This is a genomic window from Streptomyces sp. NPDC041713 (assembly GCF_055591085.1).
The window spans coordinates 213,558-236,264 of sequence record NZ_JBVIZY010000004.1; the positions used below are offsets into that span (position 1 = coordinate 213,558).

23 protein-coding genes are annotated in these 22,707 nt (G+C 72.0%); 8 read left to right on the forward strand and 15 right to left on the reverse strand.

Going from position 1 to position 22,707, the window contains the following annotated elements:
- Positions 1-94 precede the first annotated feature (94 nt).
- Positions 95-442, forward strand: a complete 348-nt coding sequence (locus tag ACZ6CV_RS14235; protein WP_469251072.1) for a hypothetical protein — start codon at positions 95-97, stop codon at positions 440-442.
- A 78-nt stretch (positions 443-520) separates the two neighbouring features.
- Here ACZ6CV_RS14235 and ACZ6CV_RS14240 read toward each other — a convergent pair whose 3' ends face one another.
- Positions 521-1,162, reverse strand: coding sequence for a DinB family protein (locus tag ACZ6CV_RS14240; RefSeq protein ID WP_469251073.1), 642 nt, complete (start codon positions 1,160-1,162; stop codon positions 521-523).
- A 92-nt stretch (positions 1,163-1,254) separates the two neighbouring features.
- Positions 1,255-2,175 carry a hypothetical protein gene (locus ACZ6CV_RS14245; RefSeq protein ID WP_469251074.1) on the reverse strand — a complete coding sequence of 307 codons (921 nt, stop codon included), beginning with the start codon at positions 2,173-2,175 and terminating at the stop codon, positions 1,255-1,257.
- Positions 2,176-2,463: 288 nt separating this feature from the next.
- Between ACZ6CV_RS14245 and ACZ6CV_RS14250 the strand changes: the two genes are divergently transcribed.
- Positions 2,464-3,072 carry an SGNH/GDSL hydrolase family protein gene (locus ACZ6CV_RS14250; RefSeq protein ID WP_469251075.1) on the forward strand — a complete coding sequence of 203 codons (609 nt, stop codon included), beginning with the start codon at positions 2,464-2,466 and terminating at the stop codon, positions 3,070-3,072.
- On the opposite strand, the gene ACZ6CV_RS14255 is transcribed toward ACZ6CV_RS14250, so the two are convergent.
- Entirely contained in the window at positions 3,069-4,019 is a 951-nt protein-coding gene (locus ACZ6CV_RS14255) for an aldo/keto reductase (protein WP_469251076.1), read from the reverse strand. The two genes, ACZ6CV_RS14250 and ACZ6CV_RS14255, sit on opposite strands and share 4 nt — an antisense overlap.
- Positions 4,020-4,333: 314 nt before the next feature.
- Here ACZ6CV_RS14255 and ACZ6CV_RS14260 point away from each other — a divergent pair, with 314 nt between their 5' ends.
- Both ACZ6CV_RS14260 and ACZ6CV_RS14265 read left to right on the forward strand, forming a co-directional pair.
- Positions 4,334-5,017 carry an RNA polymerase sigma factor gene (locus ACZ6CV_RS14260; RefSeq protein ID WP_469251462.1) on the forward strand — a complete coding sequence of 228 codons (684 nt, stop codon included), beginning with the start codon at positions 4,334-4,336 and terminating at the stop codon, positions 5,015-5,017.
- Positions 5,014-6,150 (forward strand): CU044_5270 family protein, encoded by a 1,137-nt coding sequence (locus ACZ6CV_RS14265; RefSeq protein ID WP_469251077.1) that lies wholly within the window; start codon positions 5,014-5,016, stop codon positions 6,148-6,150. The genes ACZ6CV_RS14260 and ACZ6CV_RS14265 overlap by 4 nt, the downstream gene beginning before the upstream one ends.
- Positions 6,151-6,239: 89 nt before the next feature.
- Here the strand turns inward: ACZ6CV_RS14265 and ACZ6CV_RS14270 are convergent, their stop codons facing one another.
- The 3 genes from ACZ6CV_RS14270 to ACZ6CV_RS14280 all read right to left on the reverse strand — a co-directional run bounded on the left by ACZ6CV_RS14270 (position 6,240) and on the right by ACZ6CV_RS14280 (position 10,192).
- Positions 6,240-7,520, reverse strand: a complete 1,281-nt coding sequence (locus tag ACZ6CV_RS14270; protein WP_469251078.1) for an FAD-dependent monooxygenase — start codon at positions 7,518-7,520, stop codon at positions 6,240-6,242.
- A complete protein-coding gene (locus tag ACZ6CV_RS14275) occupies positions 7,517-8,851 on the reverse strand; it encodes an MFS transporter (RefSeq protein ID WP_469251463.1) in 1,335 nt (444 codons plus the stop codon). Before ACZ6CV_RS14275 ends, ACZ6CV_RS14270 begins: the two co-directional genes overlap by 4 nt.
- A gap of 315 nt (positions 8,852-9,166) precedes the next feature.
- Complete coding sequence (locus ACZ6CV_RS14280; protein WP_469251079.1) at positions 9,167-10,192, reverse strand: YncE family protein; 1,026 nt, start codon at positions 10,190-10,192, stop codon at positions 9,167-9,169.
- A 268-nt stretch (positions 10,193-10,460) separates the two neighbouring features.
- On the opposite strand from ACZ6CV_RS14280, the gene ACZ6CV_RS14285 reads away from it, so the two are divergent.
- Both ACZ6CV_RS14285 and ACZ6CV_RS14290 read left to right on the forward strand, forming a co-directional pair.
- Positions 10,461-11,150, forward strand: coding sequence for an alpha/beta hydrolase (locus ACZ6CV_RS14285; protein WP_469251080.1), 690 nt, complete (start codon positions 10,461-10,463; stop codon positions 11,148-11,150).
- Positions 11,147-11,641: a hypothetical protein gene (locus ACZ6CV_RS14290; RefSeq protein WP_469251081.1), complete on the forward strand. Its 495-nt coding sequence runs from the start codon at positions 11,147-11,149 to the stop codon at positions 11,639-11,641. The genes ACZ6CV_RS14285 and ACZ6CV_RS14290 overlap by 4 nt, the downstream gene beginning before the upstream one ends.
- Before the next feature lie 71 nt (positions 11,642-11,712).
- On the opposite strand, the gene ACZ6CV_RS14295 is transcribed toward ACZ6CV_RS14290, so the two are convergent.
- The gene (locus ACZ6CV_RS14295; protein ID WP_469251082.1) at positions 11,713-12,963 is read right to left on the reverse strand and encodes a cytochrome P450 family protein; all 1,251 of its coding nucleotides are present in this window, start codon (positions 12,961-12,963) and stop codon (positions 11,713-11,715) included.
- A 174-nt stretch (positions 12,964-13,137) separates the two neighbouring features.
- On the opposite strand from ACZ6CV_RS14295, the gene ACZ6CV_RS14300 reads away from it, so the two are divergent.
- Positions 13,138-13,623 carry a hypothetical protein gene (locus ACZ6CV_RS14300; protein WP_469251083.1) on the forward strand — a complete coding sequence of 162 codons (486 nt, stop codon included), beginning with the start codon at positions 13,138-13,140 and terminating at the stop codon, positions 13,621-13,623.
- Between the two features lie 51 nt (positions 13,624-13,674).
- On the opposite strand, the gene ACZ6CV_RS14305 is transcribed toward ACZ6CV_RS14300, so the two are convergent.
- The 4 genes from ACZ6CV_RS14305 to ACZ6CV_RS14320 all read right to left on the reverse strand — a co-directional run bounded on the left by ACZ6CV_RS14305 (position 13,675) and on the right by ACZ6CV_RS14320 (position 17,205).
- Positions 13,675-14,685: a glycosyltransferase family 2 protein gene (locus tag ACZ6CV_RS14305; protein ID WP_469251084.1), complete on the reverse strand. Its 1,011-nt coding sequence runs from the start codon at positions 14,683-14,685 to the stop codon at positions 13,675-13,677.
- Positions 14,682-15,320, reverse strand: a complete 639-nt coding sequence (locus tag ACZ6CV_RS14310) for an SAM-dependent methyltransferase (RefSeq protein ID WP_469251085.1) — start codon at positions 15,318-15,320, stop codon at positions 14,682-14,684. Before ACZ6CV_RS14310 ends, ACZ6CV_RS14305 begins: the two co-directional genes overlap by 4 nt.
- Positions 15,317-16,132 (reverse strand): PIG-L deacetylase family protein, encoded by an 816-nt coding sequence (locus tag ACZ6CV_RS14315; protein ID WP_469251086.1) that lies wholly within the window; start codon positions 16,130-16,132, stop codon positions 15,317-15,319. Before ACZ6CV_RS14315 ends, ACZ6CV_RS14310 begins: the two co-directional genes overlap by 4 nt.
- Before the next feature lie 65 nt (positions 16,133-16,197).
- The gene (locus tag ACZ6CV_RS14320; RefSeq protein WP_469251464.1) at positions 16,198-17,205 is read right to left on the reverse strand and encodes an acyl-CoA dehydrogenase family protein; all 1,008 of its coding nucleotides are present in this window, start codon (positions 17,203-17,205) and stop codon (positions 16,198-16,200) included.
- Between the two features lie 232 nt (positions 17,206-17,437).
- On the opposite strand from ACZ6CV_RS14320, the gene ACZ6CV_RS14325 reads away from it, so the two are divergent.
- The gene (locus tag ACZ6CV_RS14325) at positions 17,438-17,668 is read left to right on the forward strand and encodes a hypothetical protein (protein WP_469251087.1); all 231 of its coding nucleotides are present in this window, start codon (positions 17,438-17,440) and stop codon (positions 17,666-17,668) included.
- Positions 17,669-17,686: 18 nt separating this feature from the next.
- Here ACZ6CV_RS14325 and ACZ6CV_RS14330 read toward each other — a convergent pair whose 3' ends face one another.
- The 4 genes from ACZ6CV_RS14330 to ACZ6CV_RS14345 form a co-directional block, all read right to left on the reverse strand.
- On the reverse strand, positions 17,687-18,634 hold the full coding sequence (locus ACZ6CV_RS14330; RefSeq protein WP_469251088.1) for a GlxA family transcriptional regulator: 948 nt from the start codon (positions 18,632-18,634) through the stop codon (positions 17,687-17,689).
- A 32-nt stretch (positions 18,635-18,666) separates the two neighbouring features.
- Positions 18,667-19,314, reverse strand: coding sequence for an HD domain-containing protein (locus ACZ6CV_RS14335; protein ID WP_469251089.1), 648 nt, complete (start codon positions 19,312-19,314; stop codon positions 18,667-18,669).
- 126 nt (positions 19,315-19,440) lie between these two features.
- Positions 19,441-20,670 carry a metallophosphoesterase gene (locus tag ACZ6CV_RS14340; RefSeq protein WP_469251090.1) on the reverse strand — a complete coding sequence of 410 codons (1,230 nt, stop codon included), beginning with the start codon at positions 20,668-20,670 and terminating at the stop codon, positions 19,441-19,443.
- Positions 20,671-20,766: 96 nt separating this feature from the next.
- On the reverse strand, positions 20,767-22,668 hold the full coding sequence (locus ACZ6CV_RS14345; RefSeq protein WP_469251091.1) for an ABC transporter ATP-binding protein: 1,902 nt from the start codon (positions 22,666-22,668) through the stop codon (positions 20,767-20,769).
- Between the last annotated feature and the right edge of the window lie 39 nt (positions 22,669-22,707).

Consider the following 22,707-nt stretch of genomic DNA (forward strand, 5'->3'; position numbering starts at 1 on the left):
AGGCCCCCGAGAGGCGGGGACGGCACCCGCACCACAGGCTCCTGCCCTGACCGGTAACCCCTCCGCCCCCGCGGACGTACTGCTGCGCCTGTCGGTGGCGGACATCGACCGGCGCGGCCTGTCCCGGCGCCCCGAGCTGCCCGGTGACGTCGCGGCCGCTCTCGCCGCCGACCCCGCCTGGGCCGTGCGGTCGGAACTCGCCGGGAATCCGCACCCTCCCGCCGCGCTCAGCGCACCCTCGCGGACGATGACGACCCACGCGTACGGGGCCCGACTGGCCGAAGGCGCCGAGTACTTCACCACGGTCGGGCCGCAGGGACGCCGACTCCCGGACCCACTGCCGTACGAGGTCTACGAACGAACAGTGGACCAGCTACAGCCGCTGGCACATGCTCGCCCACCCCCCGCGATGCGCCTCGTGGTCGATCAGGCGGGGTGGTGACGACGAGGCGATACGGACGTGCCTCTCCGAAAGCACGCCCCGCCCCTCCGCGAAGCACGGCTCGGCTCGGCTCTCTACTCAGCCAACTCCGGTTTCGCCGGGCGGCGTTCCGATCCCTCCGCCCGTTCCGTTCTCTCCCGCGCCCACCCCAACCGTTCTCGCCGCTTCCTCCACCCTCGCGTACCGGGCCCGCCGACCCTCCTCGCCGGGCTCCGCCGCCGCGTGTTCGGCGGTGGTGCCCGTGGAGCCATCGAGTTGTTCGCGCAGGATGTCGGCGTGGCCGGCATGCCGGCTGGTCTCGGCGAATATGTGCACCAGGATCTCGGTCAACGTCACTTCTGGCCGGGGCCACCAGGGCACGTGCCCCAGCGCTTCGCCTGCGAGGGTCGTGATGGTGGTGTCGGAGTGCTCCGCCACGCGGCGGTACCGGCCGACGATCTCCTCGCGGGTCTCCCGCTCGGTCGCCCACATGTCGGTGCCGCGCGCCTCGGGGTCGTCCCATCGGGGCAGGGGTTCCGGGAACGGGCGGTCGAAGACCTCGCCGAGGTACCTGGCCTCCCAGGTCGAGAGGTGCTTGACCAGGCCGAGGAGGTTGGTGCCGGTCGACGTCAACGGGCGTCGGATGTCGTACTCACTCAGCCCGTCGAGCTTCCAGACCAGCGCCTCGCGGAGGCTTCGCAGGTAGCGGTGCAGGGCTTCTTTCGCGGGTTCATCGATCACAGCCGAGGAGCCTGTCAGCCGCCCTCGACGACCGGCAAGGGAATAAGGCGAGCCAAGGGCGCACCCCGCGGGTCACCGTGGGCCGCCCGTGGTCAGGTGCGGCCGGGACGTCGGCCGGTGGGCCCCGCGCCGCCCGCAGGCCCCGCGGCACGCACCGCACGTCCGATCTCCAGCAGCAGCAACGCTCCCGCTCCGTCGATCCGCTCACGCCGGCCCGGCTCACCGACGAGGTCGGCCAACCACGCCATGCCGACTGGCTGTTCGCCTGTTCCATGCCCATGTCGGTCGCAGTCGGTTGTCATCGAGGCGCGGAAGATCGCCCGGGTCTGCTCAAGGAGCCGTTCGTGCGCGCCCCCGCGCAACAGGTGTTGTACGGCCAGCAGCTCCGTCTCCGCATGCGCGACCACACTCTCGGTGGTCGTCGGAGCGGTGGTCGTGGAACTGACCGTGTGGGTCCGCCAGTTGACGGTGACCGTGGTCAAGGGCGCCATGACCGCCCGTACGGCGGCGGCGAGTTCGGTGTGTTCCCGCCCCGTGAAGTCAGCGGTGGACTGGCCGAGCCGGGTCACCAGGCGCACCAGGCGTGAGCGGGCCGGCGCCGTGCCGGGCGGGTGGGCGAACCGCGCCAGCGGGCCGAGCGCCACGTCGCGGGTGACCTCCTGACTGCGGCGGCCTCGGCCCAGCCAGGTCTGCAGCGCCTTGAGGGCCTGCCGGGTGGGGACGGACTCGTCGCCGTACAGCCAGAGCCACAGCGGAAGTTGGGCCAGGGCGGTGGGTTTCGGCTGCTCGCGGCGGTGTTCCAGCAGGATCAGAAGCAGTCGCCGCTGGCCCGCGCTGTACTCGGCCTTGCCCGAACCGCGGTGCGCGGGGCGCGGGCGCGGATGGTCGAGGAGACCCAGGGAGACCCAGGTGCGGATCAGTCGCTCGTTGACGTCGGGGTGACCCGCGGCGTGCGCGTCGACGACGAGAGCGTCGATCGTGCCCGGCCCCTCGATGTGTTGCCAGTGCTGCACAGCCGGAAAGCTACAGCTGCTCCATGTCTCAACAATTTGTTCAGAATCAAGTGAAATCAGCGCCGACTTTCGCCTCAGAGGCAAGTGACCAGCGGTAATTGACCGTACGTCACCGTGTGGTGACACGAGCTGGTACGTACTTTTCGGTCAGGCGTCATGGCATGTTGGCGTGATGAGGCGGTACGGCGCCCACGTTGTGCGAACGATCTTGACCGGGCACGATGGCGTACCGCCGGGACCCCGTGCTCATCAGGGACGCGCGGAGACCGGACCCGGAAGGAACAGCGCATGATCCGGCTGGCCGATGCACCCATGACCTGGGTGGCGACCGGAGACAGCATCACCCAGGGGGTGCTGCACACGCACGGCGCCCGCGGCTGGGTGGAGCATCTGCACGAGCGCGTCCGGTGGCAGTTGAACCGCCTCACGGACGTCGTCATCAACACCGGCGTCTCCGCGTGGACGGCCACCGATCTGCTCTCGGCGTACGACCTGCTCGTCGGCCGCCACGAGCCCGACGTACTTTCGGTGTCGTTCGGCACCAACGACTGCCTGGCGGGCGAGGCCGGACTGCCCCGGTTCCATGACGCGGTGCGGGGCATCATCGAGCGGACGCGGCCCGCGACCCAGCTCGTCCTGCACACACCGGCCCTGGTCAGCGTCTCGGGCTCGGACCGGCGCGCGGCGCTTCCGGCGTACTGCCGGGCGGTACGGGAGATCGCCGCGGACACCGGCGCGCTGCTCGTCGACCACGAGGCGTACTGGCGGGAGCACCACGGCTCGGACGACCCGATCGCCTGGCTCGACGACCCGGCCCACCCCAACGCGGTCGGCCACCGGCACATGGCCGACCACGCCCTGCGCGTCATGGGGCTCGGCGAGCTGAACCCTCTCTAGCGCGGCGCGGCCGCTCGTGTGTCGTCCAGACGGGCGCGCTGCTCCTCGGTCAGCTCCAGGTCGAGCGCCTCGAGTGCCTCGTCGAGCTGGTCGAGGCGGCTGACGCCGACGAGGGGGATGACGGCGGGTGAGCTCTGCAGCATCCAGGCGTAGACGACCTGGCCGGGCGTGGCCCCGGTCTCCGCCGCGATCTTCGCGAGGACCCGCAGGGCAGGCTCGGTGCCGTCGTGCCGGTACTCGGCCGGGACGGGCTTGCTGCCCGCGTAGGCGCCGTTCAGCAGCGCGCTGTAGGCGAGCACGGTGAGATCGGGCTGCGTGGCGGCGTACGCGAGCGTCGGCTCGTCCAGGGCGACTTGGTAGTCGAAGTCCGCGTCGGGCGCCGGCGTCAGATAGGTGTGCCGCTGCTGGAGCGCGGTGAAGGCGGGCAGGTTCTGCCGCTTCGCCAGTTCCCGGGCCCGGGCGAGCCGTGTCCCGTTCTGGTTGCTCATGCCGACCTGGCCGACCAGACCTTCGGCGACGAGCGCGGCGTACGCGCCGACGGTCTCCTCCAAGGGGGTCGACGGGTCGTCGATGTGCCCGTAGAGGAGGTCGATGCGGTCGGTGCCGAGCCGCCGCAGGCTGCCGTGGACGGCGTGCCGCAGGGCCTTCTCGGACAGGCCTTCGCGGTTGGCGGGCCAGGTCCCCTCGCCGGCGGGCAGGGCGCCGGTCTTGGTGGCCACGGTCACCTCGTCCCGGATGCCGCGGGTGGCCAGCCAGCGGCCGAGGAGCCGCTCGCTGTCGCCGCCGTCGCTTCCCTCGCGCCAGAAGCAGTAGCAGTTCGCGGTGTCGATGAACGTGCCGCCCTTCTCGACGAACCGGTCGAGCAGCGCGAAGGACATGCCCTCGTCGACCACCGTGCCGAACGGCAGTGTGCCCAGGCACAGCGCAGAAACCCGTTGAGAACCCATGGTGTGATGACGCACGGGATACCCCCTCCTCAAGCCCACGAGCAGCCGCCGTCGTTCGGCGGTGATCGGGATCCTGGCACCTGGAGCGCGCTCCAGCGCAAGGCCTAGGCCAAGGCCATGACCTAGGGCTGGGGCCAGGGCTAGCGCTAGGTCATGGCCTGCCGGGTGCGCCGCGCGGACCGCGCGAGCCGCCCCGCACAATGGGCCGGGTCGGCCGACCCGGTGTACCCGGGTCGTCGCGCGGTATGGCGCGGATCACAGGAACTCCGCCGACGCGACGGAGAGAAATCACCGTGAGGGACTCAGAGAACGATTTGCGCAGACGTGTGAGAGCCGGGGAACGCGACGCGTTCGCCGAGCTGTACGACCAGTACGCGGGGGCCGTCTACCAGCACGCGCTGTGGCTCTCCGGCGACTGGTCGACGGCGGAGGACGTCATGTCGGAGACGTTCCTGGCGGCTTGGCGGGCCCGCGAACGGCTCCATCCGGACAAGGGCTCGCTGCGTCCCTGGCTGCTGGGCATCGCCACCCACAAGGTGGAGAACACCCGGCGCGGGCTGCGCCGCCGCCTGGCCTTCCTGGCCCGCCAACGGCGCCGGCCCGAGGTCGCCGACTTCGCTCCCGAGGTCGCCGGGCGCATCGACGACGCCCGCCGGCTGCGCGCCGTACAGGACGCCCTGAACCGGCTGCAGCGTCACGAGCGGGAAGTACTGACGCTCTGCGTGTGGTCGGGCCTCGACTACCGGCAGGCGGCGGAGGCGCTCGGCGTCCCCGTCGGCACCGTGCGTTCACGTCTGTCGCGGGCCCGCGCGAAGCTCGCCCGGTACGCCGACGAGGCGGCGGCCGAAGAGCGGGCGGGCCACGTGAAGAGCACGGCGAACGCGACGCGTTCGGGGAACGCGGCGAGCGCGAAGAACAGGGAACCGCGTGGCGCCCGCGGAGAGATGACTGGTGAAGCCGCACTCGCGGCCCTGCCCGTGCGGGAGGAAACGGCATGAACGACAGGGACACCGCCTCGACCGAGGCCCGGCGCACCGATGCGGACATCGCCGCCGACGCCGACATCCGGGAGATCGCCCGGCTCTTGCCGCCCCCTCCCCCTCAGGGTCTCCCGCACGGGCAGCACCTCCAGCACAAGGAACGACTGATGCGACGCATCGACAGCGACCAGGCCGAGCAGACCGACCGGGCCGCAACGTCCCGGCACACCGGCGCCGACCCGGCCCCCTCCGGCACCCGTCCCTCCCGCCGCCTGCTGCGCCCCGCGCTCCTGGTGCCGGTCTCCGCCCTCGCCCTCGGCGGCCTTCTCGCCGCGGGCATCACCCTCACCTCGGACGACGACGGGCCGGCCACGACGGCGACGCGGCGACACGACGCACGGGACATGCAGCCCGCCGCGGCGCTCCTCGCGCAGATCTCCGACGCCGCGGGCAAGGGTGACGCCCTGCGCGTGAAGGACGATCAGTTCCTCTACACCCGGGAGAAGGTCCGTGAGGCGGATCTCAGCAGCGGCAAGGCGGTGGTCGGTCCGCTCCGGGACTCCGAGTCGTGGGTCTCCCAGGAGCCGGGCCCGCTGCGCAAGCTCGGCCTGACCCGCAGCGACGGGGAGACCCTCCCCATCAACGCCGAGCTGGGCGACACCCACGGCACCCCCGCGGGCCTGAGCCGGCCCACCTACCGCTGGCTCTCCTCGCTGCCCACCGACCCCGAGAAGCTCCTGACGTATCTGTACGCGAAGACCCCCAAGTCCGAGCGTGCGGAGCGGGACCAGGCGGTCTTCGACCTCATCGGAAGCCTCCTCGGCGGAGTGATGCCCCCGAGGACGGGCGCCGCTCTCTACCAGGCGGCGGCCAGGATCCCCGGCGTCACCAAGGTGTCGGAGGCCCATGACGTCACCGGGCGCTCCGGGGTCGCGATCGTCCGAGACGACTCGACGTTCGGCGCCCGTACCGAGTGGGTCTTCGACCCGCAGGACTTCACCTTCCTCGGGGCGCGCAGCTACCTCGTCAAGGACACCCGGTACGGCAAGGTCGGCACCCTCATGTCCGCCACGGCGATCATCGACCATGCCGTGGTCGACAAGGCGGGCCAGGCACCCGCCTCCACGCGGACCTCGACACGGGAGGGCTGACCCGCACCCGCTCCGGTCACCTCGGCCGCCACGACGTTCCCGGTCGCGGCGGCCGATGGGGTCGTGGCCGCCCGATGTGGTCGCGGCGGTCATCTCCCGGCACCCCTCACTGGCACCTCACGAGGGGCGAAGTCGGGCAGAGCGAGGCACGAGTGAGCGGGCTGTCCCTGCGTGGGTGGCAGGGTGCTCAGACCGCGCAGCATGTCGTTCCGCTTCTTCAGGGCCGGGGCGGTGGTCGGGAAGAGTTTCGCGTCGCCCTCACCGATCAGGTCCTGGTTCCTCCTCACGAACTCACGGGTGCCGTGTTCATAGGCGGCGAGCCCCGCCGCCACATCCGGGCCGGCGAGGGAGTTCGCGAGCATGTACGCGCCGACGAGTGCGAGGCTGGAGCCCTGTCCGGTGAGGAACGAGGGCGCGTACGCGGCATCGCCCACCAATGCCACCCTGCCGCTGGACCAACGGTCCATGCGGATCTGGCTGACGACGTCAATGAACAGGTCGTCCGCCTCGTCCATGGCGGCGATCATGCCCGGGACCTCCCAGCCCGCGTCGGCGAAGGTCGCGACGACCAGGTCCCGCTGGGCCTCGGGGTCACGGAACACGTCGAACGGCGGCTTCGCGTGGGCGAAGTTCAGGAAGGCGTGCACCTCGTCGCCGTCGTCCACGGCGTAGAGCGCCGCGGCCCGGCCCGGGACGTTCCACATCACGGTCTCGTGGGAGAGGCCGAGGGTGTTGCGCATGGTGAAGACGGCGAAGCAGTACCCGAGGTAGCGGTGGAACCGCTCTTCGGGGCCGAACAGGGTTGCCCGGGTCCGCGAGTGCAGCCCGCCCGCACCGATCACGACGTCGAACGTACGGCTGCCGCCCCCACGGAAGCCCTCACTGAAGCCTCCATCGAAGCCCCCACGGAAGACGACATCGACGTGGTGCTCGCACTGGTCGACCGTGTCGACGGAGGTGTCGAACAAGAACTCCACGTCGTCGCGGACCGCCCCGTAGAGGGCGTCGGTCAGGTCGCCGCGCCGCACTTCGAGGTCCCGTCCCGCGACACTGCCGACGACGGCGTGCGGGTTGACCGAGGCCACCGTGTCGCCGTCCTCGCCGAGGAAGATGATCCGGCGCAAGTCGACCTGCACGTCCTGTAGTTGGCGCAGAATTCCCATCCTGCGCACCACCTCCAGTGCGGTGCCGCGCACGTCGACGGGGTAGCCCCCGCTCCTCGGTGCGCTCGCCTTCTCCGCCACCGTGACCGCGTATCCGCAGCGGTTCAGCCAGTACGCGGTGGCCAGGCCCGCGATGCTCGCGCCCGATATCAGGGCCGTGCGGCGGTGTGGGACACGGTCCCGCGACAACAGGTCGGTGTGGCTCACTGCTTGACTCCCTTGTTCATGGTGCGGACGGCGAGCAGGGACAGGGCCGTCAGGGCGCCGGCCACGAGGAAGCCGGTGACGAAGGCCGATTCGGCTGGATCCTTCGCCCCGGAGTGGGTTCCCGCGGCGAGGATGCCGCCGCTGACCTGGACGCCCGAGGCGAAACCGATCACGCGGGTCACCAGGACCAGGCTGGTGGCGATGCCGGTGCTGCCCTGATCGACCGAGGTGGCGGTCTTGACCACCATGGCCGTGATGCAGACGCCACTGGCCAGGGCGATCAACGCCTTGCCGACCATCAGGTGCCAGACCTCGGAGTGCAGGAACGCCAGGGCGATCAGGGTGCTCGTCATGAGGCCGATTCCCGCGGTGACCACGGCCGTCGAGCCGTACCGCCGCGCCGCGAGACCGCCGAGGGGTCCACTGATCGCCGCCGTGACGGCGCTGGGCAACAGGTACCGCCCGATGTCGGTCGAACTGGCCCCGAAGCCGAACCCGTCCGCGGACACCGCGAACAGTTGCGGGACGAGGTAGGTCGCCGCCGAGGTCCCGACACAGACGGCGAGCGTGACCACGTAGGAGCTGCGGATCGCCGGCTTGGCCAGCAGGTCCAGGTCGACCATCGGCGCGGCCGACCGGCGCTCCACGACGACCCAACGGGTCACGAGCACGGCGAGGAGTGCGACGAGCGCGCCGAACACGAGCGGCTGGTCGGCGGCGTCGGCAGCCGTCGCGAGTCCGGCCATGAGCGTCAGCAGGATGCCGCTCAGCAGGGCAAGGCCAGGCCAGTCCATCCGGGCGCCCGACCGGACCGGCGCGTCGTCCGGCATCACCCGGTGCACCCATATGGTCGCCACGACGATCGCGGCCGTCGGTATCGCGAACATCCAGTGCCGGGACAGTCCTTCGGCGATGGGCCCGGCCATCAGCGTGCCCAGCATGCCGCCGCCCACGAACAGACCGCTGACCACCCCGATGGCCACCTGAGACTGTCCGGCCGGGAGGTGCTTGCGCACCAGGATGAACGACAGGGGCATCGCGCCCACCATCGCGCCCTCCAGCATCTGGCCGAGCAGCAGAACAGGAAGGTTCGGCGCGAGCGAGGAGATCAGACCGCCGGCCGAGACGATCGCCATCAGCCGGAGCATGACCCACTTGCCGCCGCGGCGGTCACCGAGGTTGCCCGCTGTGGGGGTCACGAGAGCGCCGGTGATGAGCATGGTGATGCTGAGCAGTGCCCCTTGGGCTGTGCTCATCGACAGTTCGCGCTGCAGCAGCGGGAGCGTCGGTGTCACCACGGACTCGAGCGATCCGGTGGCGGCCGCCAGCATGCCGAGAGCGGCGACGGCGGGTTTTCCGATGCGTACGGGGTGAGTGGGCGGGGCGGGACGAGCCAGGGCCGTCGTCACGGACGCATCCCTGGGTTCGTGGTCGCGGTCGTGGTCGTGGAGGCGCTCGTATGCGTGCTTGTGGCCGTGGTCGTGCTTGTGCTTCCTCACATGGGCTCCCTTGTCTTGAGAGCCGGATGTTAGGAATCGGGCCGTTCCCCCCACATCACCCCACGGAGCCACTGTTGATGTCATACCGAGGGGTGAGCCGGTGCACCTTACGGGCAGAGTCGGGCCGCGCCAGGAATGGTCAACAGGTCAGGACCCGCCCGGCAACAGCACCGCCGAGTCCGGCTCCGGCCGAGTGGCGAAGCCCCCGGTGACGGTGAAGCGCTCCAGGTCGACGACCGCGATCCGGTTCGGTCCGAGCAGGGACACGTACGCCATGGGCCGATGGGGGTGGAAGGCCACCGCGGCCGGTGTGCCGTCGAGCGTGAGGGAACGGATCGGGCGCAGGTCGGTGCCGCAGAGGGTGAGCGTGCCGGCGACGATGTCGGTGACCAGGAGCCGCTCGTCGTCGACGGTGTAGACCCGCAACGGGTCCCCGCCCACCTTCCGGCTCCGCCGCACCTTGAGGGTGTGGGCGTCCAGGGCGACCAGCGTCGAGCTCTTGCGGGCGCCGACGAACAGCGTCTTCTCGTCCCGGCTCAGACAGCTGCTCTCGGGCAGCCGCCCGGGGGTGGCCAGGAGCGGCGGCACGGAGGCGTCGTGCGGGCGCACCAGGCTCACCGTGTGGGACAACAGGCCGGTGACATACGCCCGTTCGCCGTCGCGACTGAGGGAGAACAGGTGCGTCTTCACGCCGTGGGTGGGCACGGCGTCGGTCGGTGCCTCGTCCGTCGCCGGGGTGTCGAAGCCGAGCAGGACGGCCTTCTCCTCGCTCAGCGCGTACAGCCGGTCGTGGGCGTCGATCCCCATGCCGTGGACGCGGTTGAACGGCCGTGTGTCGATGGTGCGCGCCAAGGACCGGGTGGCCAGGTCGATGACGAAGACCGCGGCGCCGCCTTCGCCGACGGTGGAGGACATGCGTCCGCCGTAGTGGCCGACGTAGGCGAACCGCCGCCGCGAGTCGACGACCATCTCGTGCGGGTAGTGGGGCAGCGGGACGGTCCCCTGCAGCCGACCCGAGGCCACGTCGTAGAAGCCGACCGAGTGGCCGCTCTTCTCGACGACCACCAGCTCGTCCGCACGCGTCGCCCGGGAACCGGGCAGGGGCAGATCGGTCACCCATGCCCCCGTGCCCGCGCCCGCCGCCGCCTTGATGACCGTTCGACGTGTCGCCACGCTGCCCCACCCCACCCTGGTCTCGACGACTCTCGACGACTCTCGACGCTCTTTCGCCGCGCTCTCGACCGTCCGCCATGCCTCCGGGACCCGTGCCCCTGACATCCAGATCCTCCATCAGGTCGGCGCTCCGGCGCCGGGGTTCGGCTGGGTCGGCTGGACCCAGAGGCGCTCCGCGGGTGAGGGTGGGGCCGTGGATCATACGACGCAATCAGGTCTTTTCACCCGTAGATACGGGCCGTCGCCGCGCCAGGGCGGGCCCGTCGCCGTGCTCGTCCACGGTCTCGGCCTCTCGGGGCGGTACTTCGTTCCGCTCGCGCGACGGCTGGCCGCGGGCGGGGCGACCGTACTGGTGCCCGATCTGCCGGGCAACGCGCGCTCGCGCCGCGCCGTCCGCCGCGCCCCCGAGGTGGGCGAGGCCGCGGACGTCCTCGCCCGCTGGTGCGAACAGACGGCTCCGGGGCCGAACCTGTTCGTGGCCAACTCGGTCGGCTGCCAGGTGGTCGCGTCCCTGGCGGCACGCCACCCGCACCTGGCGGACCGGCTGGTGCTGATCGGCCCGGCCCTCGAACCGGGGACGTCCGGCGTACGTCAGTTCGGTCGGCTCGTCGCGGACGCGCCCCGCGAGCCACTCGGGCTGCTCCCGCTCGCCGCGTTCGACTATCTGGCGACCGGCCTGCCGCGCTGCGCCGCCTCGTTCCGGCACGCCCTGCGGGACGCCGCCGAGGCATTCGAGGTGAACCTCTCCCGGGTGCGTGTGCCGACGCTCGTCGTACGGGGAGCGGGTGACACGATCGCCTCCGACGCCTGGATCCGGCGCGTGGCACACCTGGTCGGCCCCGAGGCCGGCGCCGCCACGGCCGCACTTCCGGGCGCCGCCCACGCAGCCCACTTCAGCGCGCCGGACGCCATGGCGGCACTGATCGAGAAGTTCACCTCGGGAGGAGAACCCCGATGAAGCCGTCGAAGACGTCCGACCCCGCCCCGTCCCGGAAACAGGAACGCCCGTCGCCCTGGCTGCGACTGTTGCCCGGCATCTCCCCCAAGCGCCGGGGGTTCATCCTGGCCTGGTGGGGGTTCGCCCTCACCTTCGGCGGGATGCGCCTGCTCACCTGGCTCATCCACATCGACGTGGCCGGGGTCGGTGACATGCAGGCGGGCGGGGTGCACATCCACCATTACGTGTGGGGCATCCTGCTGCTCGCGGCGGTGGGCGCCGCCGGTCTGGTCGACCGTACGGCGCGGGCCCGCGCGTGGATGGGTCTGGCGTACGGGGTCGGGCTGGCCCTGGTGGTCGACGAGGCAGCGCTGCTGATCAGTCTGGAAGACGTGTACTGGGACACGGAGGGCGGGTTCAGCATCGCCCTGGCCATCGCCCTGATCGCCGTCGCCGGGAGCGTACTGGCGGTCACGCGGGGGCGGCGCGCCTCCAAGAGGGACGACGACTGAGGAGACACTGCGACACTGCGGGCGCTGAGGGTGAGGGCGCTGTGTGCGCTGAGGGCGCGTAATGAAGAGCCTCATTCCTCCGGCCGCAACAGCACCGGCAACGTCCGCACACTGTTGCTGATGAACGAGGGCAGCGGTGCCAAGTCGGCCACAAGCCGGGCGAGTTGCATGTCCGGGAAGCGCTCGAACAGGGCCGGCAGCGCGATCTCCGCTTCGAGACGGGCCAGGGCGGCGCCGATGCAGTAGTGCGGTCCGTGACCAAAGGAGAGGTGCCTCCGCGGTGGCCGGGTGATGTCGAAATCGGCCGCTGCGGGGCCGTGTTGGCGGGGGTCTCGGCCCGCGGCGGCGTACGAGGCCAGGATCGCCTCCCCCTTCGGGATCACGGTGCCGCCGACAGGGATGTCGTCGAGCGCGTACCGCAGCGGGAAGTGGGCGACGGGCGAGTCCCAGCGCAGGGTCTCCTCGACCACCGCGGCCCAGCCGGCCCGTCCAGCGTCGGCCAAGGCGGCCCGTCCCGCGTCGAGCGCCTGCCGCTGCTCCGGGTGGGTGAGGAGCGCCTTGGTCGCGTTGGTGAGCAGGTTGAGCGTGGTGCCGTGACCGGCGACGATGACGAGGATCAGCGTGCCGATCAACTCCCGGGGCGAGAGCCGGTCTCCGCCGTCGTGAGCGGCCGTCAGATGGCTGGTGAGGTCGTCGCCGGGCCGCTCGCGGCGCAGCGTGACCAGTTCGGTCAGCAGCGCGTGCAGGGCGTTCCGCGTCGCCACCGTCTCCTCGGGGGTCGTCGTACTGCTGACCAGGCTGGCGGACAGATCGCGGAAATCGTCGAACCGTTCCGCGGGCACGCCCATCAGCCTGCCGATGGTGTTCATGGGCAGCGGGTAGGCGAAGTGGCGGCGCAAGTCCACTGCTCCGGGCGGGCGTTCGGCGAGTGCGTCCAGCAGGCGGTGGGTCTCGGCCTCGATGCCGTGGCGCATCGCCTCGACCCGTCGGGTCGTGAAGGCCTGTGAGATCAGGCCGCGCAGCCGGCGGTGGTCGTCGCCGTCGGCCGTGGTCATGCCGGGGTTGGTGACGAAGTCGATCAGCGGCCAGCCGTCGGGGACGCGACCCTCGCGCAGCGCCTGCCAGTGCGCGGGATTCTTGACGACGCGAGGATCGGCGAGCAGGTCCTGCAGCGCGTCGTGCCGGGTGATCACCCAGGCGGGAACGTTCCCGGGGAGCTCCACGCGTACGGCGGGCCCGAGTTCGCGCAGGGCGGCGTTCTCACCGTGCACGTCGGCCGCGGTCACGTCGAGGCGTATGAGCGGGGGGTGGTCGGTGGTCACTGGGCACCTTCCTCGTCTGGAGCCGGGCCTTGGGCCGGGTCCGGTGGCCGGCGGATCCTAGGCCCGCACTTGGGAGCCCACCGTCACTACAACGGGTCTGCTGTACGCCGACTGCCCACCATGGCACGCCAACCCGGCGTACAGTCACGGAAGTTGACGGGAGGGGAGCAGCGAATGCTTCATGACCTGGGCGAGCTCGGTCGCGTCGGCCGCGTGCTGCACGAGGTGATGGGCCTGCTCGAGGACGAGCAGAAGCGCCTTGAGCAGCTGTACGGAGAGACTCCGGCCGACGAGTGCGCCGCGGGCAGCCCCCGGCAGACGTTGCACGGGATCGGTGACCTCACGCGCGGCGTGAGCGACGCACTGCGGTACGTCGCCCTGGCCCTCGGCTATGTGGCGCTCGGCCTGGACGCGCGGGCCGACCACGCGGTGAAGATGGCGCGCATGAAGCCGGTCGGCGTCCCCTCCGGGGTGGACCGCATGGCACGGCCGCTCGGCGCGTCCACCGTGCGGGCGTTGGAGCTGATCGGCCAGCTCGACGACTTCTTCGCCGGTGGCATCGGGATGGCAGTCGAAGTGACGTTGGCCGCGCCGCAGGCGACGTACCCGCCGGACGACTGGGATGCGTACCAGCGCCAGCAGATGAACCGGCCGGACTGAGGGCGACACCCCCTCGTACAGAACGCGGGGAGGGAAGGGGGAGAGGCTGGCTCAGGCCTCTTCCCAAGTCACCGCGGCCGACGGACTCACCGCGGCCGAGCCCACCCCAGCGCCCGTCCGGGACGCGTGACGCGTGGCCGTGGGCCGCTCCCACACCGGTGGACGCAGCGTCATCAGGAGGTCGGCGAGGCCGCCGGGTGCCCGCCCGCGCAGCCGGGCCGCCGTGCGGACGGGGTGCTGGTCGGTGCGGGCGACGCGGTGGCCGCTCGCGACGAGCCGGCCCACCAGGTCGCGGTCCTCGCCGGTCGGCAGCGCGGCGAAACCGCCCACCCGCCGGTACGCCGCCGCGCTCAGGCCCATGTTCGCGCCGTGGACGTGCGGGTGCTCCCACGCCGTGGCGCTGCCGGTGAGCGGGCGGGTGCGGAAGTAGTCGGCGTCGTGCCGGGCGACGATCAGGGAGCCGGTCCGGGCGGGGGCGAGCCGGATGGTGCCGAGGACGGCGTCGTACCCGCGCCGGGCCCAGGCCATCTGATGCGTGAGCCAGTCCTCGGGCACGGTCGTGTCGGCATCCGTCATAGCCAGCCACACGCCCTGACCCGTCGAGGGCGGCGCCCACGGTTCCGTAATCCGCTCCCACGGTTCCGCGAAACGCCCGACCGCCGACCGTCCCACAGCCGACCGCCCCGCCATCCGCCGCCCCGCCGTCCGCCGCCCCGCCGTCGGCCGCTCCCCCGCTTCCCCGAGCCGCTCCCCCAGTTCAGCAGGCCGCTCCCCCGCATCCGCGAGCCGCTCCATCGCGTGATCGGCGCCGGCCGCGCGGGCGGCGCCGACGTTCCGCGCGTCGATCTCGACGACCTCCGCCCCGGCGTCGGTGGCCACCGTCGCGGTCGCGTCCGTGCACGCGTCCGCCGCCACCACGATCAGTACGGGGACCGGCGCCGCCCGCGCCGCCGCCCGGCGCAGGCTGTGCAGGCAGGCCCCGATGCGGTGCTGCTCGTTGTGTGCGGGGACGACGACGGCCAGCGCCGCCGGGGCCGGAGCCGAGGCAGGGGTGGAGGTCACGCAAGGCCCTCCGCGCGGGCGGGCGAGAGCGCCGGGCACCCGTCCGGGGTGTGTGCGTGGACGGTGAGGGTGAAGTCGGGGTCGTCGTAGCGGGCCAGCCGGCTCAGGCGCGAGCCCGGACTCCGCTCCGGACCCGGCAACGCGTCGAGGTGGTCGGCGATCTCCCGCCCCGTACAGGTGTGTTCGGCCACGGGGTGGTTCCAGTGCACCGTGACCAGGTGGCCTCCCGCGACCAGACTCTCCACGCTCCGCCGCAGCAGCCGGGTCCGCGTCGCCTCGTCGAAGTAGTAGAGGAGTTCCGAGAGGACCACGAGATCGAAGGTCTGCTCGGGCCACTCGTCGGGGACGGTCATCCGTTGTACGTCGACGTGGTCGAGGTCGGCCGTGCGCCGGACGGTGGACTCGACGGCCGACGGCGCGCGGTCGGTGGACAGCAGGTGGTCGCAGCGGCCGGCCAGCAGCTCGGTCAACACGCCTATCGAGCAGCCCGGTTCGAAGGCGCGCTCATAGCGCGGGCGGGGCAGGGCCGCAACGGTGAGCTGGTATTTCCGCCGGTCGTACCACCGCTCGTCGAGGTGCCAGGGGTCGGTGGCGCGGGCGTACTGCGCGTCGAAGTAGGCGGCGGGGGTGCTCATCGGATCACCGTCTCGAAGGCGCGGGTGTGGTGGGCGATCTCCTCTGCGGGAAGCACCGGCCCGACCTCGGGTCCGCGGGGCTCCAACTGGCTGGTGAAGCGGGCGAGCGCCGCCTGCTTCCGGCCGAGCGCCGCCTCGGAGAGCGGCAGGACGCCGCAGCGGTGCCACGGCACCCGGGAGTCGTCGGGCCGCGCCCAGTGCCACATCCACACCGGGTACGACCACACCGGGAGCGAGACACTCCGGCAGGCACGCAGGGCGGCCCGGCCCGCGGCCTCGTGGTCGCTGTGCAGGTCCGCCGCCCACGGCGCCACGCACACGGCGGCCCCTGTCCCGTCCAGGACCCCGCCGATCACGGTGGCCGCCTCGTGCTCGTACGCGTCGAGTTCCGTGTCGGGCAGCGCGGCGAACACCGGCTCGGGTACGGCTGGTACGGCGGGTACGGCGGGTACGGCTGATGCGTCGGATACGGGGCCGAGTTCGGCAAGCGCCGCCCGCAGCTCGTCCCGCCGCCGGGCGGCCAGTTCGGCCCGGGCGGAGGCCGACGCGGCGCCGTGGGACGCCTCCCCGTCGGTCAGGCACACGGTGTGCACTTCTACCCCGGCGACGAGCAGCGTGGCGATGGTGCCGCCGAAACCCAGGACCTCGTCGTCGGGATGGGCGGCCACGACCACGACGGGCCCGGCCGGGAGCTCCAGCTCCGGCAGCCCTTCGAGCAGCCCCGCGTCCCGCCACTCCGCCTCGGCGGTGCCCCGCGCGTCGATGGCGGCGGCGGCAGCCAACCTCGCACTCGTGCTCGTATGCGTGCTCATGGTCGTATGCGTACTCGTGCTCGTATGCGTGCTCATGCTCTCGGGATGGGTGGTCTGCGGCAGGCTCATCGTGCGGCTCCACCGGCCTCGGCCGTGGCCAGCCGCCCGAGTTGCGCGAGGTCCGCCTCGGCGTGGTGCTGGCGTACGTACACCGTCAGATCCGCCACCGCGCGCGCGTGCGCCTCGTCGTGGCACAGCGGCCCGGCACCGGTGGCACGCCCGACGCGGTCGAGCACCTCCGTGCACACCCTCTCCACGAACGCCCGCACCCGCAGGCCCCGCGCCCGCGCTTCGCCACGCTCGTCGAGGGGGTCGGCGTCGATGTCGTCCCCGGCCTGGCGCAGCAACGTGTCGGCGGTGTGCAGCAGCAGGTCGACGGCGCCGAGGTGGGCCGCCGCGTGGTCGTCGAGCCGACCCGCCGCCGCCCGCTCGTACAGCGGCGCGGCGACCGCGTGGGCGCCGCCGAGCCAGCAGGCGGCCACGCCGATGCCGCCGTGCTGGAAGCCTGGCCGGTCCAGGTAGGAGTTCACCTCGCCGACCGCCCGCGCGGGCACGTCCGCGAAGGACACTTCGAGGCTGTCGCTGCCGGCCATGCCGACGGCGGGCCACGTGCCCCGCACCGGTGTGACGCCGGGCTGCGCCAGGGCCACCGCGAAGAGCCGGTACCCGTCGTCGGCGTCGGCGCTCACCAGGGCGTGCGTGCAGGCGCGGGCACCGGAGCAGTACGGCTTGACGCCGCTGAGCGTCCACCCCCGCGCGGTCCGCGTCGCCCGGACGCCGGGGCCAGGTGGACGCGCCGCCCACACGCCCCACCGCTCCCCCGGCGCGGGCGCGGAACCCTCCACCTCGTGGAGGATCGCCGCCGCGTCCAGATGTCCCTCGGCGAGCCGTACCAGCGACAGGTCACGTCGTCCGAGCGCCGTGAGGGCGGCGAAGCGGCGGGCCGTCGACCGGCCGGGGAGCGGCACGTCGGCGGCTTCCCGCTCGACGAACCCCGCGAACAGGTCCGCGGTGCGCCGCTCCGCGCCGCCGAGCGGTTCTCGCTGCTCGACCAGTTCCGGGGACGGGGTGATCACGCGACCTCCTGCAGATCTTCGACGACACCGACACACGACCTGGTATCCGGAGGCTCTGGCTCAAAACCACCGGCCCCTGTGTGTGGCGTGGCAGACGGTGTGTGTGGGGCCCATGTGCGGCGGGGCGGGGTACGTGGATGAGGAGGACGTGACAGCGGTGGCCTCCACCGCCCACCCGCACCGGACCTCCCAGGCTGCGCCCCGCCCGTACGCGTCGCAACCTGGAGACATGTCACCGGACCCGGCCGACGCCCAGGCCCCGATCGTCGTCCACCGCCCGTCCCCGTCGGGCGGGCGGCGGGTGACGGCGCGCGGGCAGATCCTCGGTCTCGCCCACTCCGACCCCGACGTCGTGGAGTTCCTGCGCCGGGCCGGGCTGCCGGACGCGGAGGGTCTGCTCGACGACCCCGCGTGGGTGAGGTGGCGAGGGGGCCGCGCCCACCACTACGAGGCGGCCTAAAAGCAGCGGAGTCCCAGGTCAGTCGCTCGGCGCGGTGGTCCTGAAGCGGGCCCGGTAGGCGGTCGGGCTCGTCCCGAGAGTGTGCTGGAAGACGCGGCGCATGGTCTCCGAGGAACCGAGGCCGGACTCCTCGGCCACCTGCTCTACGGTGTCGTTGCCCGCTTCGAGGAGGGCTTGAGCGGCTTCCAGCCGTACGGATTCCAGGTACCGCCCTGTCGTCATCCCGGTCTCCCTGCGGAACAGCCTGCCGAGGTGGCGGGCGCTGACGCCGACGTCGCGTGCGAGGGACTCCAGGCTGTGCGGGGCTGCCGGATCCGTGCCGACGCGGTCCATCACCTGACGCACCACCGGGTGCCTCGCCTCACGCGGTGTCAGCCGGGCGCTGAACTGGGACTGCCCTCCGGGCCGCGCCATGAAGACGACCAGCTCGCGGGCCACGTCCCGCGCGAGGTCGGCGCCGTGGTCGTCCTCGACCAGGCACAGGGCGAGGTCGATGCCCGCGGTGACGCCGGCGGAGGTGATGACGTCGCCGTCCCTGACGAAGATCGGGTCCGTCTCCACGCTCACCTCGGGATACGCGGTGGCCAGCTGCCCGGCGAGCTGCCAGTGCGTGGCGGCGCGCCGCCCGTTCAGGGTTCCCGTCTCGGCCAGGACGAAGGCTCCGGCACACACCGACGTGGTCCGCCGAGCCCGGCCGACGACGTCGGTGACGAGGTCCACCAGGCTTTGGTCGGCGACGGCCCGCCGCCAGTCGCGCCGGCCCGGCACGACCACCGTGCCGAGCCGCGCGGGCAGCGCGTCCGGCGTGGCGTCGACGCCGATGCGCACGCCCGACGAGGTGCGGACGTCGGTGCCGGTCGGCGAGACGATCCGTACGTCGTATCGGGCGCCGAAGGCGTTGGCCGTGGTGAAGACCTCGACGGGGCCGGTGACGTCCAGCAGCTGCACGCCGTCGAATGCGGTCACCACGACCACGTGGCGCGTCGGTGTGCGGGCCGCTACTCGTCCCACGGGGAGTCCAGGATGGTGCGCACGAAATCCCCGCGTTCGAAGCCGGGCACGTAGTGCGCGAGCACATCGGCCTTCACGTTGCCGAACGTGGTCTGCGGCTTGGGCCGCACCCCTTCGGTGAAGGCCTCCAGGATGCGCTTCTTGAAGCCGGGGCGCGGGTGGGCGGCGACGACCGCGGCGCGGTCCGCCGCGTCGAGGTCGTGGTAGCCGATGCCGAGGACGTCGTACTCCACACCCGCGGTCACCAGCGCCACCTCCGGCTCCATGTACGCCGGGATGCCCGGCGTGGTGTGCAGGGCGATGGCCGTCCACACCCGTCGGATGCCGTCCTGCGGCACCTGACGTGCCTCCAGGAAACGCCGGGCCTCGTCGGCGCTGTCCACCTCGAAGCGCCGTCCGCTGGCGTGGAAGGGTTCGTTCAGGCCGAGGTCGTGGAAGATCGCTGCTACGTAGAGGAGTTCGGGATCGAAGCTCAGCTTTTGGCGGGCGCCCTGGAGGCTGCCGAAGAAGTACACGCGGCGCGAGTGGTGGTAGATCAGCTCGCCGGTGCTGTCCCGCACGAGCTCGGTCGCCTCCCGCGCGAGCCTGGAGTCCGGCACCCGCACCCCGGCGGGGGCGGAGGAGTCGTCCGTCATCGAAATCACCTGGTCCCTCGGTCCACCGGTCCCTCCGGCGACACCTCCAGTCTCCGGTGCGCCGGGGCGCCGTGCCATGGCTGTGGGGCCACATGCCCCACAGATACGGACACGGCCGCCACCGGGTCAGTGAGCCGCGCCCAGCCGCTTCCGTACGGGCGTGCCGGTGCGCGTGCGGTGGGCGAGGCGGGCCGTGCGGGTGGCGATGTCGACCGTGTACGCCTCGACGGTCATCGCCCGCCCGGACACCTTCAGGACCATGAAGCCGTGCTCGGAGAAGTTCTGCCAGGCCGACGGGTGGCCGAAGTGGGCTGTGCCGTCACCGGACTTGGCGGCCGCTCCGCACACGATCTGCCGGGTGCCGTCGGTGCGGGCGGTGGGCTCCAGGATCTGCAGGGTGTGGTCGTGCCCGGAGAGGATCAGGTCGGCCTGCCCGCACACCACCTCCTCGTACAGCTCCTTGAGGTGGATGCCGCTGGTGTAGTTGCCGATCACGAAGCCGTCGTACGAACCGGCGCTCCCGTGCTGGCCGTTGTTGAGATACGGGTGGTGGCCGAGCACGATCTTCCACCGGGCCCGCGACGCCTTGAGCGCGCCGTCCAGCCAGCTGCGCTGCTCGCGCATGTACCGGCCGTTCCACCAGTAGTGCGGGTCCATCTGGGCGACGTACGAGGCGACGGGGTTGGTGTCGAGCGCGAAGAACTCCACCACCGGGTCGCCGCCGTCGCCCGCGCCGGCCGGCAGGACCACGTTGTAGTAGCGGCTCGGCATGTACCAGCGGGGGGAGGTGGCGGCGTACGCGACCTCGCGGTCGCCGCGCGAGGGGTCGCCGCCGCTGCCCGGGATGAGGCCGGAGCAGTCGTGGTTGCCGAGGACCATCAACCAGGGGATGTCCAGACCGGAGTTGGGGTCCTCGAACTTGGTGCGGAACTCGGAGTCGTCGGCGGACTCGGGGCCGTTCTCGTAGATGTTGTCGCCGAGGCCGACCGCGAGGCCGATGCCTTCCGCACGGCACACCTCGCGGGCCGCGGCGGCGACCGCGTGCTGGGCCTCCTCGCCGGTACCGGCGTCACCGGTGAGCAGCACCGCGTACTCCCCGGCTCTGTTCGGTGCCGTCGGCAACGGGAACTTGCCGGTGCGGGCGGTGGCGGCCGCCGCCGCGGCCGGTGACCCGCCCGGTAGGACAGTCAGCGCGGCCGCCCCGGCCACCACACCGCCGAGCACGGCACGGCGGCCCGGCGCCCGCAACTGCCTGACCCGCTCCCCCACCGGTCCTTCGGCCAGGGCCGGGTCGGCCGTCAGCCACTGATCCTCCGTCAGATCCGCGCTCGGCGGTATCAACTCGTCGTCGCACATGGAGGGTTTCTCTCACGGGAGCGCGTGCCGATGGTGGGGAACCGATGAACTCCTGGTGGACGAATGGACACGGATCGAGCCCCGTGCCCGCGGTCCTCAGGCCGCCTCCACGACCTCGGGACCGTCCGACGGCTCGGTGCCCTTGGCGAACTGGGTGCGGTACAGCTCCGCGTACCGGCCGTCCAGGGCGAGGAGTTCCTCGTGGGTGCCGCGTTCCACGATCTGTCCCGCCTCGACGACGAGGATCTGGTCGGCGGAGCGCACCGTGGAGAGCCGGTGGGCGATCACCACGGCGGTGCGGCCCTCCAGGGCCTCGCTCAGCGCCTCCTGGACGGCGGCCTCGGAGGTGTTGTCGAGGTGGGCCGTGGCCTCGTCGAGGATGACGACCCGCTGTCCGGCGAGGAGCAGCCGCGCGATGGTCATGCGCTGGCGTTCGCCGCCGGAGAGGCGGTAGCCGCGCTCGCCGACCACCGTGTCGAGGCCGTCGGGCAGGGAGCGTACGAGGTCTTCGAGGCGGGCGCGCCGCAGCACGTCCCAGAGCTCGTCCTCGCTCGCGCCGGGCCGGGCGAGGAGCAGGTTGGCGCGGACGGACTCGTGGAAGAGGTGTCCGTCCTGCGTGACCATGCCGAGGGTGGCCCGCATGGACTCGGCGGACAGGTCCCGCACGTCGACGCCGCCGATGCGAACGGCTCCCTCATCGGTGTCGTACAGGCGCGGAAGGAGTTGCGCGATGGTCGACTTGCCCGCCCCGGACGAGCCGACGAGGGCGACGGTCTGGCCGGGTTCGGCGCGGAAGGACACGCCGTGCAGCACCTCGTCGCCGCCGCGGGTGTCGAGGGTGGCGACCTCTTCGAGGGAGGCGAGAGAGACCTTGTCGGCGGAGGGGTAGGCGAACCGCACGTCGTCGAACTCGACCGCCACGGGGCCCTCGGGCACGGGCACCGCGTCGTCCTTCTCCTCGATGAGCGGCTTCAGGTCGAGCACCTCGAAGACCCGCTCGAAGCTGACGAGGGCGCTCATGACCTCGACGCGGGCGCCGGCCAGCGAGGTCAGCGGCGCGTACAGCCGGGTGAGCAGCAGCGCGAGGGAGACGACGGCGCCCGCCTTGAGGGAGCCCTCAAGGGCGAAGTAGCCGCCCAGGCCGTAGACGAGGGCCAGCGCGAGGGCCGACACCAGCGTGAGGGCGGTGATGAAGGCGGACTGCGCCATGGCGGTGCGTACGCCGATGTCCCGCACCCGGTGGGCGCGCTCGGCGAACTCCGCGGACTCGTCGCCCGGCCGGCCGAAGAGCTTGATGAGGGTGGCGCCGGGCGCCGAGAAGCGCTCGGTCATCCGCGTGCCCATGGCGGCGTTGTGGTGGGCGGCCTCGCGCTGCAGCCGGGCCATGCGCGAGCCCATCCGGCGGGCGGGCACGACGAAGACGGGCAGCAGGACCAGTGCGAGCAGGGTGATCTGCCAGGACAGCGTCATCATGACGACGAGGGTCAGGAGCAGGGTGACGACGTTCCCGACGACTCCGGACAGCGTGTTGCTGAACGCCCGCTGGGCGCCGACCACGTCGTTGTTGAGGCGGCTGACCAGGGCGCCCGTGCGGGTGCGGGTGAAGAAGGCGACGGGCATGCGCTGGACGTGGTCGAACACGGCGGTCCGCAGGTCGAGGATGAGCCCTTCGCCGAGGTTCGCCGACAGCCAGCGGCTGAGCAGTCCGAGCCCGGCCTCGGCGAGGGCGATGCCCGCGATGAGGAGGGCGTACCGTACGACCACCGAGGAGTCGTCGCCCGAGACGATGGCGGTGACGACGTATCCGGCGAGGACCGGGGTCGCCACGGCGAGCAGTGCGGTGACGATGCTGAGCAGCACGAACTGCCAGATGCGTCGGCGGTGGGGCCGTGCGAAGACGGCGATGCGGCGCAGTGTGGCGCGGGCGAAGGGGCGGCGGTCCTGCTGGGCATGCATGACGCTGTACATCTGCGTCCATGCCGTCGTTTCCATGCTCATGCGGAAAACGTTAGAACCTCAACTAAACTTGAGGTCAAG

What these genes read in the sequence shown, in the direction of transcription:
- ACZ6CV_RS14250 (WP_469251075.1), top strand. Translation starts at nt 2,464, where the DNA reads ATGATCCGGCTGGCCGATGCACCCATGACCTGGGTGGCGACCGGAGAC.
- ACZ6CV_RS14255 (WP_469251076.1), bottom strand. Translation starts at nt 4,019, where the DNA reads ATGGGTTCTCAACGGGTTTCTGCGCTGTGCCTGGGCACACTGCCGTTC.
- ACZ6CV_RS14265 (WP_469251077.1), top strand. Translation starts at nt 5,014, where the DNA reads ATGAACGACAGGGACACCGCCTCGACCGAGGCCCGGCGCACCGATGCG.
- ACZ6CV_RS14275 (WP_469251463.1), bottom strand. Translation starts at nt 8,851, where the DNA reads ATGCTGGCGGCCGCCACCGGATCGCTCGAGTCCGTGGTGACACCGACG.
- ACZ6CV_RS14290 (WP_469251081.1), top strand. Translation starts at nt 11,147, where the DNA reads ATGAAGCCGTCGAAGACGTCCGACCCCGCCCCGTCCCGGAAACAGGAA.
- ACZ6CV_RS14300 (WP_469251083.1), top strand. Translation starts at nt 13,138, where the DNA reads ATGCTTCATGACCTGGGCGAGCTCGGTCGCGTCGGCCGCGTGCTGCAC.
- ACZ6CV_RS14310 (WP_469251085.1), bottom strand. Translation starts at nt 15,320, where the DNA reads ATGAGCACCCCCGCCGCCTACTTCGACGCGCAGTACGCCCGCGCCACC.
- ACZ6CV_RS14315 (WP_469251086.1), bottom strand. Translation starts at nt 16,132, where the DNA reads ATGAGCACGCATACGAGCACGAGTGCGAGGTTGGCTGCCGCCGCCGCC.
- ACZ6CV_RS14325 (WP_469251087.1), top strand. Translation starts at nt 17,438, where the DNA reads ATGTCACCGGACCCGGCCGACGCCCAGGCCCCGATCGTCGTCCACCGC.
- ACZ6CV_RS14335 (WP_469251089.1), bottom strand. Translation starts at nt 19,314, where the DNA reads ATGACGGACGACTCCTCCGCCCCCGCCGGGGTGCGGGTGCCGGACTCC.
- ACZ6CV_RS14340 (WP_469251090.1), bottom strand. Translation starts at nt 20,670, where the DNA reads ATGTGCGACGACGAGTTGATACCGCCGAGCGCGGATCTGACGGAGGAT.
- ACZ6CV_RS14345 (WP_469251091.1), bottom strand. Translation starts at nt 22,668, where the DNA reads ATGAGCATGGAAACGACGGCATGGACGCAGATGTACAGCGTCATGCAT.